Annotated in this window: 5 protein-coding genes; 1 reads left to right on the top strand and 4 read right to left on the bottom strand. The window is 68.7% G+C overall.

Translation table 11 applies throughout. The features are described from left to right. A partial coding sequence (locus GWK61_RS08395; protein ID WP_194906751.1) for a galactocerebrosidase occupies positions 1 to 2,011 on the bottom strand: 2,011 nt, incomplete at its 3' end. 1,613 nt (positions 2,012 to 3,624) lie between these two features. On the opposite strand from GWK61_RS08395, the gene GWK61_RS08390 reads away from it, so the two are divergent. Continuing rightward, a complete protein-coding gene (locus tag GWK61_RS08390; RefSeq protein ID WP_194906749.1) occupies positions 3,625 to 5,298 on the top strand; it encodes a glycosyltransferase family protein in 1,674 nt (557 codons plus the stop codon). A 286-nt stretch (positions 5,299 to 5,584) separates the two neighbouring features. On the opposite strand, the gene GWK61_RS08385 is transcribed toward GWK61_RS08390, so the two are convergent. From GWK61_RS08385 to GWK61_RS08375, 3 genes are all read right to left on the bottom strand, one after another. Then, the gene (locus GWK61_RS08385) at positions 5,585 to 8,533 is read right to left on the bottom strand and encodes a CBM35 domain-containing protein (RefSeq protein WP_194906747.1); all 2,949 of its coding nucleotides are present in this window, start codon (positions 8,531 to 8,533) and stop codon (positions 5,585 to 5,587) included. Between the two features lie 46 nt (positions 8,534 to 8,579). Next, positions 8,580 to 10,979: a glycosyl hydrolase family 28-related protein gene (locus GWK61_RS08380; RefSeq protein WP_194906745.1), complete on the bottom strand. Its 2,400-nt coding sequence runs from the start codon at positions 10,977 to 10,979 to the stop codon at positions 8,580 to 8,582. A gap of 329 nt (positions 10,980 to 11,308) precedes the next feature. After that, entirely contained in the window at positions 11,309 to 12,328 is a 1,020-nt protein-coding gene (locus GWK61_RS08375) for a LacI family DNA-binding transcriptional regulator (RefSeq protein ID WP_194906743.1), read from the bottom strand. Positions 12,329 to 12,371: the final 43 nt, after the last annotated feature.

Below are 12,371 nucleotides of genomic sequence, written 5' to 3'. Positions count from 1 at the left end.
CCGTGCCGCTGCCCGGGGTGACGGTGACGTTGTCGAACTCGTCGGTCTGGTAGCCGACGACGCCGATGCCGACCTGCCCGGACAGGAACGTGCCGTCGTTGACGGTGCTCACGGTGCCGCCGTCGATCGCGGCGGTGATCTGCGTGCCCTGGAAGCCCAGTGCCACGGTGTGCCACCGGCCGGTGCCCAGGGCCGTGGTCGTCCCGCTGGCCAGGGTTGTGGCCGCGCCGCTGGCGTAGTTCTTGACGATCGACCAGGCCCCGGAGTCCGACACCCGGAACTTGTACAGGTCCTGGTTCCCCTGCGGCCGCGACTGGGTGCCGGCCCGGCCCAGAAGCTCGGCGGTGCCGGGCTGTCGCAGGTCGACGTCGGCCTGCACGGTGTAGTTGGACCAGGTCTGGTCGCCGAGCAGGGAGAAGGCGTCGGAGTCCTCCTGCCACTCGATCGGCGTGACCGGGGTGACCTGCTGCAGGCACTGCCCGGAACGCCCGTCGGTGCACGGCCGGGCCTCGAACGAGCCCTGCATGTCCGAGAAGTAGCGGGCCTCGGTGTTCGTCGCGGTGGACTCGAAGTCGTCGCTGTACGGCAGGGCGAGGGCGGCGTTCGCCGGAGCCGTCGCGGTGCCCTTGCCCTGGCCGGTCGTCGTCGTGATCGAGTACACGTACCCCGACTGGACGGTCAGCGAGTAGCTGCCGTTCGACGGCGTGATGTCCTGGGTGTGGACCAGGGCCGAGCCGCTGCTCGGGCTGTTGACGTCGGTCGACCAGACGTGCACCTGGCCGGTGGACAGGCCGCCGCTGACGTTGATCGTGACGGTCTGGGCGGCGCTGGCCGTGGTGGTCTCGACGATCGTGGTGTAGTCGGTGTTGTCCGTCGATTTCAGGGTGACGTAGGAGCCGTTGGACTCCGCGCCGCCGAGGTAGCCGGACCCGGCGTCCAGGAACTGCCAGCCGGGCTGCGCGAACTGGGTGACCTGCGCGGTGGCCCAGGTGTTGGCGCCGACCGAGTAGGCACCGGACCACGGCGATCCGGCGGTCATCAGACCGACTGTGGCGTAGGGGAGGTTCGGGTAGATCGCGGCGATCAGCGGCCAGTTGAAGTAGCTGGTCATTTTGGCGTCGATGTAGCCGCGGGTGATGGAGCGGATCAGCGCGGGTGCGCCGGTGTTCATGTCCTGCGATCCGTTCTCGCTGGCCCACAGCGGCTTGCCGTTCTGCTGCGCGGCCGGATCGCTGGAGCAGGTGTCGGCGCTGCCGCCGTCGCCGCCGGCGCAGGGGTAGTGCGCGCCCCAGATGGACACGGCGTTGTTGAACGCCGGGTTGGAGGCCGCGGCGTCCGCGGCGTCCCAGCCGCTGTCGTCGGCGACGATCTTCACGCTGCCGTAGCCGGCGTTGTTCAGCGCGGTGCGCAGGTTGACGTACCAGTTCGCGTCGAAGCCGCGTTCGTTCCAGCCGCCGAGGTAGGACACCGGGACGCCGTCGGCTTTGGCGCAGCCGAGCCAGCTGATGAGGTAGTTGATGGTGTCGGTGGACCAGAACCCCCCGTTGATCCAGCCAGGTGCGGCCCAGGCCAGGCCGTAGAAGGTGATGTTGGGGTTGCGGGCCTTGGCCTGTTGGGCGAGCCAGAACTCGTACCCGGCGTTGCAGTTGATCACGCCGCGGGTGTGCTCGATCGAGGGCTCCGAGCCGTCCGTGGAGTTGGCGTCACCGCCGATCTCCAGCTTCAACATCTGCAGATCGGCGCCGTAGCCGGGCTTGAACAGGTAGTCCAGGATCTGCGCCTGCTGGGCCGCCGGATAGTCCCGCAACAGCCGCGAGTTGCCGCCGCCGCCGCTGATGGCACCGATACCGTCGAAGGTCCGTCCACCGCCGGCACCGTTCGCGGAGATCGTGGTGGACGTCGCGGCCCGCGCGGGACTGGGGCTGCCGGCGACGAAGCACATCGAGGCCAGCAGGGCGACAAGGGTGAGATACCACAGTTGTCGGAATCGTGGGGTGCGGGTTGCGCTCATCGAGCTTCCTTTCGGGACGGGTCGGCCGACGATCGCCGGCGATCGTCGACCACGGCGATGCGCTGCCGAAGGCCTGAGGCGACGGACTGGAGGCGGACCGCACGCGGACCGCCTCCGCCGGTTGTGGGCCGACGGGGCGGCACGGCGGATCGACCGCCGGCCCGGCTGGATCAGGGTTCTGCCAGCCGGCGGTGATCGATGCGTGCTGTGGTGTCGCAGGGTGCTTGGATGCTCGCGCCGTGTGCCGGAGGTGGGCGGTCGGCCGGCGGCCGGTGAGTCACCGTGTTGCATCGTGATTACTCTTGGGTGGTTATGTCAATAGTCTGGAAGCGACTTCCCGGATTTCAACGTGATTCACCACGGCGAGTCTTGACAGAGGTTTGAGACACTCGGATACTCACCTCGATGCGTCAAATGAGGCGCTTCTGCTTTATGTGTGAGTGCTGGTGCTGGTGCTGGTGCTGGTGTCGGGTGGGTGTGGCGGGTGCGGTTGGTTTGTGGGTTTTAGAAGCTTTTTACGGCTTCGCGCATGGTTGGATGGCCTCGCGGGGGACGCAGTTCGGTGGTGCCACGCGGCTGGCGTTGGCGGCTGGCCGGTGTCGCTGTGCAAGGGCAGGGCCTCCGGCGGCGCCTGCGCGGCGAGCGGCCTCGCTCCGGGGAGTGGGGGTCGCGTAGTCTGCCGCCGGACGCTGCTTGTGGTCGCGTTCGTCCCGGGTTCCCCGTCGCGTCGTCGCCTCACGGAAGCAGACCGGCCAGCCGGTATCAAGCCGCATCACTGTTGCTGACCTGGCGAAACGCTCGGCCTGACACCGGCTGTCCGGTCAGCTTGGCTGCGCCCGCCGACGCGACGGGGAACCCGGGACAACCCCGCCTGTGGGATGGGTCCCCGCACCCCGCGCTCGACGCCTTACCGCCGCGTGTGGCCACCGAGTGGACCCTGTCCACACCACAGGCTGGGGTTGTCCCGGTTCCCTCGTCGCTGTCGGCGGGCCCTGCCAATCAGGTCGGCCAGGCGGTGTCAAGTCGCACGCAGCCCGGCCACAGCGGCAGTGATCCGACTTGATACCGCCTGGCCGAGCTGATTCCGTTTACGGCGACGACAGCGATGAGGGAACCGGGACGAAGGCGACCACAAGCAGCGTCCGGCGGCAGACTGCGCGACCCCCCATCCCTCCGAGCCGAGGCCGCTCGCCGCGCAGGCGCCTGCTCTTGACCTTAGGCACCCACCACACGCGGCCGCCACCCGCCCACATCACGTGTGCGCAGTGACTCGGACCCGTGCGCGGTCGTGCACAGCGACCACTGGCCAGCCGCCAACGCCAGCCGCGTGGCACCACCGAACTGCGTCCCCCCGCGAGGCCATCAAACCATGCGCGAAGCCGTAAAAAGCCCTTAAAACCCATAAAACAACCGCACCCGCTACACCCACCCGACACCAGCACCAGCACCAGCACCAGCACCAGCACATAGGTCAACAGCGCCCGAAATAAGAACGTTCACATGGGTGAACAAGCCATCGGCGGCGTGGGGCGCACTAGATCACGTTCCGTAACACCCAAGGGCTCCAGTCACCTCCAGTGGCGCCCATTTCGGGCCTCATGGGAGGGTGAGGCGTGTTCCAACTTCGGGGGACCACTGCTGTCGTCGCCGTCTCGGACGAGGACACGCAGTCGGATGCGGTTGTGCTGCGCGGGGGCTGGGAGCGCTCGACGCTGATCCTTCTCGGGGTCGCGGCGGCGATCGGTAGCGCCTTCCCCTTTGTCGTTTCGGCGTGGACCGGCAGCCTGTCCATACCGCACAACGACAGCTGGTGCTTCAGTCGAGCTGTCGAGATCTTCGCGCGGACCGGCCGCGTCCACCTGTTCAACTGGAACTCGATGGCGTTGGTCGGTCAGTTCGTCCCGCTGTGGACGGCGGGCCGCTCGATCCTGGTTCAGGACGCCTATATCGGCGTCCTCGCGGTCGTCGGACTCTGGGCCGTCTTCGACATCCTGTGCGCGGTCGGCGGGCGTCGGCGTGCCGCGGTCGGCGTCCTCGTGCTGGTGTGCTGGCCCGGCTTCGGTCTGCTGTCCACGTCGTTCATGACGGACGTTCCGGCGCTGGCGGCCGTGACGGTGACGCTCGCCATCGGTCGGCGAGCGCTCGATCGGGCGTCCGTTCCGCTCTTCCTGGCCGCCTCGGTGACGGGCTTCTGGGGCTTCACCATCCGCGAACAGGCCATCGCGGCCGTCGTCGGCGTGTACGCGGCGGCTCTCTGGAAGCGGGAGCTGCTGCGGCCCGCCAAGCTGGCGTGGCTGCTCGGCTTCGGCACGGCGATGGCGGTCGGAGCACTCGCCTTCGAACATTGGCGGCGTACCGTCCCCAACGCCGAGCCACCCGCGGTGACCCTCGCGCGGTTTCCCGGCTGGCACTACGTGCTCTTCACGGCTGCCGGCGGCTGGCTCTACCTCGCGCTCGCGCTGAGCCCCGTGATAGTGCTGACCGCGCGGCCGTGGGCCTGGTCGCGGCCGGTGCTGGGGGTCTCGCTCGGCGCACTGCTCTGGTTCGCCTACGAGGTCGACCGGGGCGCGGTCGTCCTCCCGCAGAACTACCTGCAGCCCAACGGCGCCTACAGCCCGGCCTTTCTCGGCCTACGCCCGAACCTCTTCCCCCGGCCGATATGGGACCTGCTGCTGCCGCTCGGCTGCCTCGCCAGCGCGCTGCTCATCGGCCTGGTGCTCTCTCGCCTCCGCACGCTCAGTAAAGAAGTGCTCGTGTTCGCGTTGGTGACCGCGGGCTCCATCATGCTCGAACTCTCCGAGCACTGGATCCTCTTCGACCGCTACCTGCTCCCACTCACCGTGCCGCTACTGGCGATCGTGCTCGACCGCGCCGAACCGATCGCTCGGCCGCGGATCCCGCCCGCCGTGCTCGTCGGCGCACTCGTGGCAGGCGTCACCAGCTTGATCACGGTCAACGCACTGACCTTCGACGCGGCCACCTGGCACGCCGCGCAGTCGATCGTCGCCGGCCAGAAGGCCTCCGCCGACCACGTCGACGCCGGCCTCGACTGGACGGCCTGGTACTCGCCGGATGGGAAGAAGACGGTGGACCCGAACGCCGAACCCGGCATCTATGTGAAGAGCCCGGCATTCGGACACGATCACCCGTGCTACGTCGTCGCTTCGAGCCCTCAGCAACAGGCCGGCTGGACTCTCTACGCGACTCCCGAATACCGCCGCTTCGGCTTCATGGGCCCCCAGCAGTCGCTTTACGTGTACCGGACGGCTGAGACGGTCTGTCATTGAACGCGCGACAGCCTTAAGTCGATGTTCGAACTCTGCGAAACTCGGCGGTGTCCTGCTGACGATTGGCTGGGCACCTCTGACGGAAGCTGTGCACCCTTCGGGCATGCAGTTCGGCTCGGCCCGGGAAAAGAGTGATCGCCGACGGTCGAGGAGTGCCCCCCAACTGGTCGGAGACCACCTTCAGATCCACTCCCGTCGGCAGCGCCCCGTGATCCCGGTCTCGGGCTTCCCGTTCGAACGGGAAGCCCGAGACCGTTACTTCCAACAGTTCCAACAGCCCCAGCAACTACCAGCCGGTGTCCCCCGCCCCGCGCGTGATGCTGAACCCGCTCCCCGGGTTGTTCAGACCGCCGGAGCCGGTGCCGGAGACGGTCACGTAGTTCGCCGTCATTCCGCCGGTCACGTTGCTGACGTTGATGCCGTATGTGCCGGCGCCGTTAATTGTCAGGTGGTCGAGGGTCAGGTTGCTGATCTGCTTGGCGTAGCTGAGTAGGACGCCTTCGTAGGTGGCGGAGTTGATGGTGTTGCCGGTGACCGTCACCGGCTGGGTGATGTCGTCGAGGTTCGCGTAGATCCACAGCGCCCCGAGGCTGCTGCCCCAGCCGCTGTTGAAGGAGCCGGCGCGGGTCAGCACGTTGCCGGTGACGGTCGTCGGGCCGCTGAAGCCGGCGCCGAAGCGGGTGCTGATCGTGATCCCGGCGCCGAAGGCGACGGTGTCCGACACCTGGTTGTCCGCCACGACGTTGCCCGAGCCGCCGTAGACGCCGATGCCGTTGGCCTGGATCGGGCTCTGCACGGTGTTGTCCGCCAGCACGCAGTTCGTGACGTTGCCGCCCTCGGTGTCCAGCGCGAGTTGGTCGTCGCCGGTGTTGCGGACGACGGACTGGTCGACGCGAGAGTCCGCGCTGCCGCCGTGGAAGTGGACGCCGTCGGCGAAGACGTCGCGGACGCGCATCCCGGTCGCGTACAGGCCGTTGGCCGGGACGGCCCATAGCCCGACCTTCAGGTGCTCCATCCAGACGTCGAAGATCAGCGAACCGGGTTGGAACGTCCCCTCGATGCCGGCCGCGCCGCTGTCGCTGTTGCGGTCGGTCTGGTCGCCGCTGATCGTCAGATCGGCGATCTGGTTCACGCCGCCGGAGGTGAACAGGCCGCCACCGCCGTTCAGCGCGGTGGACTGGATGGTCGTGTACCACTGGCCGGCGCCGCGCACCGGAACGCCGTTGATGGTGACCCGCCCGGAGATGTCATAGGTGCCGGCCGGGAACCACAGGCCCTTGCCGGTCCCGGCGAGCGAGGACAGCGCGTTGTTGATCGCGGCGGTGTCGTCGGTGCCGCTGTTCGGCGTGACGCCGTAGCCGGTGACGGACGCGAAGCCCGAGGGCATCGTGAACGCCGGATCGACCTGCTCGGTGTCGATGACGTCGAAGGTGTAGGAGGACGCGGTGTCCGCGGCGTCCTTCTGGAGCTTCAAGACGGTGCCGGCGGGCCAGTTGCCGATCAGAGCCCTGGTTTCGTCGTAGAAGTGGTGCGCCGGGCCGTTGGACGGACTGTGGGTGTCGGTGTACCCGCCGCCGTACAGCCAGCTGAACTGGCTGGTCAGACTGAGGTCCTGGACCTTGGTGCCGTTGGCGTACAAAGCGATCGGCGCGGTGGCCGTCGAACCGTCGGAGTTGTCGGGGATGGAGTAGCGGACGACGATCGAGTTCGCTGGGTGCGTCAACGTGATCTGGACGTACTGCCCGGTCGCGGTGAGCTGGACCGCCTGGCGTCCGGTCGACTCCGCCTGGATGCTCGGGTAGCTCCGGCTCGCCGCCAGAACCGTGCCGTTGGTCTGCGCCGCCGAGGCGACGTATTCGGTGTAGGGGACGGTCGCGCCGACCGCCGCCGGAGCCGTCCCGTTGGCGACGGTGACGTCGTCGATGCCGACGTTCCCGGTGTCGCCGGAGTCGTTCTGGAAGCCGATGAGGTTCTCACCGGACCGGAGCGCGAGGTTCAGCGCGGTGGTCAGCCAGCCGGCGCCCGCGGGGAGCGAGAGCTGTTGCTGTTTCAGACCATTGATGTACAAGGAGATCGTCTGAGCCGAGCCGGTGGTGTTGGCGTACCGAAGGGTGACCGCATCCGTTCCGGCAGAAGGAAGGAACGCGTCGATGACGGTGCGCGCGCCCTGCGTCGTGAAGCCGGTCAGGTAGCCGGATCCGTTGTAACCGGCGACGGACGTCGCGACACTCGGCCCGCCGGAGAAGAAGGCGGTCTCCGCCTCGTACGGCTGGCCCGAAGGCGGCGGCGGAGGCGACGAGCTCGAGCTGCTGCTCGTCGGCGACGTGATCGGTGCGACCACGACGTTGTCCAAGTTGACGTTGCCCAGGTCGGTGCTGTCGAACTTGTAGGAGATCGTGTTGCTGCCGGCGTTCAGCGAGATGGACTCGGTCTCGGTGGTCCAGGTGTTCCAGTCGGCGGTTGCCGGCAGCAGGATCTGCTTGAGCTTCGTGCCGTTGACGTAGAGCGAGAGCGACATCTGCGCTCCGGTCCCGTTGGCGTACCGCAGGGCCGTGGTCGTGGAACCAGCGGCCGATTCGCTCACGGTGAACGTCGTGTTCGCCGTGCCCTTATCAGTGTCCGTGTATCCCCCGACGAAGCCGGTCCCGGTGTAGCCGGTGTGGTCGCTGGCGACGACGGCGCCGCCGGACAACGCCGCGTTCTCGGCCTCGTACTGCCCGGCCGGCGGCGGGGAGACAGGGGCCACGACGATGTTGTCGAGGTTGACGTTTCCCAGGTCAGTGCTGTCGAACTTGTAGGAGATCGAGTCGCTGCCGGCGTTCAGTGAGACGGTTTCGGTCTCCGTGGTCCAGGTGTTCCAGTCGGCGGTTGCCGGGAGCAGGATCTGCTTGAGTTTGGTGCCGTTGACGTAGAGCGAGAGCGACATCTGTGCGCCGGTCCCGTTGGCATACCGCAGCGCGACGGACTCGTTCCCCGCGCTGCTCGCCGTGACCGAGAAGGTCGTGTTCGCCGCGCCCTTGTCGGTATCCGTGTATCCCGCGACGAACCCCGTGCCGGTGTAGCCGGTGTGGTCGCTGGCGACGACGGCGCCGCCGGACAGCGTGGCGTTCTCCGCTTCATAGGTGGTGCCGGCGGCCGACGCGCTCTGGGCGATCGTCCAGACCGCGACAGTCGTGCACGCGAGGGTCGCGGCTGTCAGCAGGCCGACGGCGGATCGGCGTTTGGATCGGAGCATTGGTCGTACTCCTTACTCGGGGAGGTTGGCGGGGGGTGGGAGGGAATCAGTGCGCGTAGACCTCGAACTGGGAAAGCTGCGCGGCGGGCCAGCCGGTGTTCGCGGTGACGGTCAGCGTCAGCGTCCGGAGGACCGTGGCCGGGAACGTGATCGTGACGGCGTTCCCGCTGGCCGGGTCGAAGGTGTACGAGGCGGACGCGACCAGCGGCGCCCCGTCGCCCGCGACAGACAGCGTCTCGGTACGGGCGCCCCAGTTCGGCGGCAGCTTGAGGACGACGCGGTCGACGGACGTGCTCTGGCCGAGGTCGACCGTGACCGTCTGCGGGAACGTGCCGTCCTGGCTCTCGAAGTAGGTGCTCGCGTTACCGTCGGTCAGCTTGTCCGGACCGCACCACGAGCACTGCTGCGAGCTGGAGGTCGCGGTGCGGCCGAGGGCCAGGTCGCCGTTCGGGTCGAAGCCGACGCCCTTGAGCCCCACGACGTACGGACCGGCCGGAGAGGTGCTGTCGATGGTCAGCAGACCGGTGAAGTTGCCCGACGCCGCCGGGTCGAAACCGACGTGCACGGTGCAGGAGGCGCCGACGGCGATGGTGCCGCAGGGGTCGTCGGCGGTGAACCCGGCCGGGGCGGCGATCCGCTGCACCGTGATCGGTTTCGGCCCCGGGTTGGTGATGACGACCGGCTGTGAGCTGCCGGCGTTCAGCGCCTGGAAGCCGAAGTCGACGCCGTCGGCCTTGTCGATGGACAGCGTGCCGTTCGGCGGGAAACCGCAGGCCGTCCGGTCCCAGCCGAGGTTCACGCCGCTCTTCGTGATGGCGAATCCGCTGGCGCAGTCATAGGTTCCCGACGCGCCCAGACCGAACGCCGCCACGTCCGAGAACGTCGCCGAGCCGGGCGCCTGGAGCTGGACGGCGAACGTCCCGGCCCCGGCGATCGCCACCCGGTCGACCCGGACGCCGGTGATGCTCTTCCCGACGAACTGGATCGCGGCGTAGGAGCTGTCGACGATGGTGTCGTCGTGGACGGAGATCGCGCCGGTCATCGGCGAGTCCGCGGCGTCGAACCAGAGCGCGGCGATCTCGGTCGGGGCGTTGGGGACGAGGTCGCCGGTCCGCAGCAGCAGGTTTGCGGCGATGGTCGTCGTCCCGGCCAGGGGGACGGATCCGAAGCGGTTGCCGACGTGGACGCCGCCGCCCTGGGTCACGGTGTCGGCCGCGACGTCGTCCTGGACCGCGTTGTCGTGCCCGCCGTAGACCGCGAATCCGTTGGCGAGCTGCGGCTGCACGACGGTGTCGTGGACGAAGGCGTCGTCGTGGTCGGCGTTCTGGTCCGACCACATCGCCATGCCGTCGTCCCCGGTGTTGCGGACGAAGGTGTCCCGCACGGTGACGTGGCTGACGCCGTCGTGCAGGTTCACGCCGTCGGCGGTGGTGTCCTGGATGCGCGAGTCGCTGATCGTCAGACCGTCGGCCGGGCCGTCGAGCCACATGCCGGCCTTCGTGTGCTGGACCCACAGGTGGTCGACAGTCGAGCCGCCGCCGAGCGAGCCGCCGACGCCGCTGTCGGAGACCGAGTCGTCGCGGATCGTGGTCTCGCCGAAGATCGCGAACCCGGAGAGGTGGACGGCGGTGCTCGGCGTCGGTGCCGCGGCGCCGAAGACGCCGACCCCGGCGCCGTGCAGGACCGAGTACCAGGGGCCGGCGCCCCGCACGGTGACCTTGTCCACGATCAGGTGGCGGGTGACGGTGTAGGTGCCCGGCGGGATCCAGACTGTCTTCTGCTGGGAGCTGCCGGCGTCGATGGCGTTCTGGATCGCCTGGCTGGAATCCGCCGCGCCGGTGGGGTCGGCGCCGAAGCCGAGGACGCTCAACGCCCCGGCGGGGGCTACGGCCTGCGGCACGGCGACGTCTTCGAAGTCTGCGACGTCGAGGGTCGTGGGCTGTGCGGCCGTGACGCGCACTCGCGTCCCGGCCGGGAGCACACGGTTTTCGGCGAACAAGGCACGGGTGTCGTCGAAGTAGTGGTGTTCGCCGCCGTCGGCCGGGCTCTTGGTGAAGGGGTAGTTCCCGTAGAAGTGCGAATACCGGGCGGTCGTGGTCAGCGGTGCCGCGGTCGCGAGGGTTTTGCCGTCGGCGGCGAGCCGCAGCGCTGAATCGGCGGAGCCGTCGGGCACCGAGTACCGGATGTCGACGGCGTTCGCCGGTCGGGCCAGGACGAACTCGACGTACTGGTTCGCCGCCAGCCGGACCGCGCGTCGGCCGGTCGCTTCAGCGGCGAGTTGGGTGAACGCCCGGGAAGCCGCGGTGACGGTCCCGTTCGTCGTCGCGTTCGCCGCGGCGTACTCGGTGAAGGGGACAGCGGCGCCGGGGAGCGCCGGCTGCGGCGCTGTTGCATGGGCGGACGATGCGGTGAAGACCGCTGTCGAGGCCAAACAGACCGCGAGCACAGCAGCTTGTGTCAAGCGTGATGTAAGGCGGAGCATCGCTTGGTACTCCTTGAAATGAGGCATGGAGGTGCCGTCGCGTGACCCATCGCGCTGGTGGCGGGGTTACGGCGGTGTTTCTTAGGGCTGGAAGACTGGCGAAACCGTACGACCCCGGAAGGCTGAAGTCCAGAGGGCAGCGCAAAAAATCGCCAGAATCAACGGACAATCTTGCGTCGCAGCGCAGATTCCTGACTCAAGGTCGTGGCAAAGGTGCGGGTGCGCCTGTTTCTCAGGCCATTGCGTCTGCTATGACCTGCGAAGAAGCTGTTTCGACCGAGGCGCCGGAACGGTCAGCGGGACCGCACGACCCCGGTCGACGCGCGGACGATCAGCTCGGGCTCATAAAGGGTCTCGTCCGGAGGCCCCGCGTGCCCGCCGATCTGCGCCTTCAAGGCGTCCACGGCCGCGGCGCCCATCGCGCGCACCGGCTGGCGCACCGTGGTCAGCGGCGGATCGGTGGCGATCATGTAGGGGGAGTCGTCGAAGCCGACCACCGACAGATCCCCGGGAATGCTCATGCCCTGCCGGTACGCGGCGCGGACGGCGCCGAGCGCCAGCGCGTCGCTGGCGCAGATCAGGGCCGTGGCCCCGGCCTCCAGCGGCCGGGCGGTCGCGGTGCGGCCGTCCTCCATCGAGAATCCGGTGTGCGCGACCAGTTCCCGCCACCCGCCCGGTTCGCTGCCCGGGGCCGCGCGCCGTTCCCAATCGGCGACGAAGGCGCCGAGCTTGCGCGCGGAGGGGATGTGGCCCCCGGGGCCCAGCAGCATGCCGATCCGGGTGTGGCCCAGCGCCCGCAGGTGCTCCAGCGCCTGGTCCACCGCCGAGGCGTCGTCGACGGTGATCCGGCGGACGCCGTCGTTGGCGTCGGCCGGGTTGATCAGGACGACCGGGATGCCGCGCTCCTTCAGGGTGCGGCCGTGCTCGGGCCCGGCGTCGGCGTAGGAGGAGCCGATGAAGACGATCCCGGCGACCTCGTGGTCCATCAGCAGTTTGATGTAGTTGGCCTCGGACACGCCGTCGGCGGTGCGGGTGCACAGCACCGGCATGAGGCCCTGCTTCACCAGGCCGGCCGAGACGGTCTCCACGAACGCCGGGAAGATCGGGTTCTGCAGGTCCGGCACGACCAGGCCGACCAGGCCGGCCCGGTGCCCGCGCAGCTTGGACGGGCGCTCGTGTCCGAGCACGTCGAGGGCGGTCAGGACGCGTTCCCGCGTCTCCTGGGCTATGGACGGCTGGTCGTTGAGGACGCGGCGGACCGTGGCGAGACTCACGCCAGCGAACGCGGCTACCTCAGAAAGCTTCGTGGCCACGGGCGTCAGCGTACAACCGATCTACGCAAGAAACGACGTGATC

The organism is Catenulispora rubra (assembly GCF_015356825.1).
Taxonomy (GTDB): Bacteria; Actinomycetota; Actinomycetes; order Streptomycetales; family Catenulisporaceae; genus Catenulispora; species Catenulispora rubra.
This window is presented reverse-complemented; position numbering and strand designations above follow the sequence as displayed.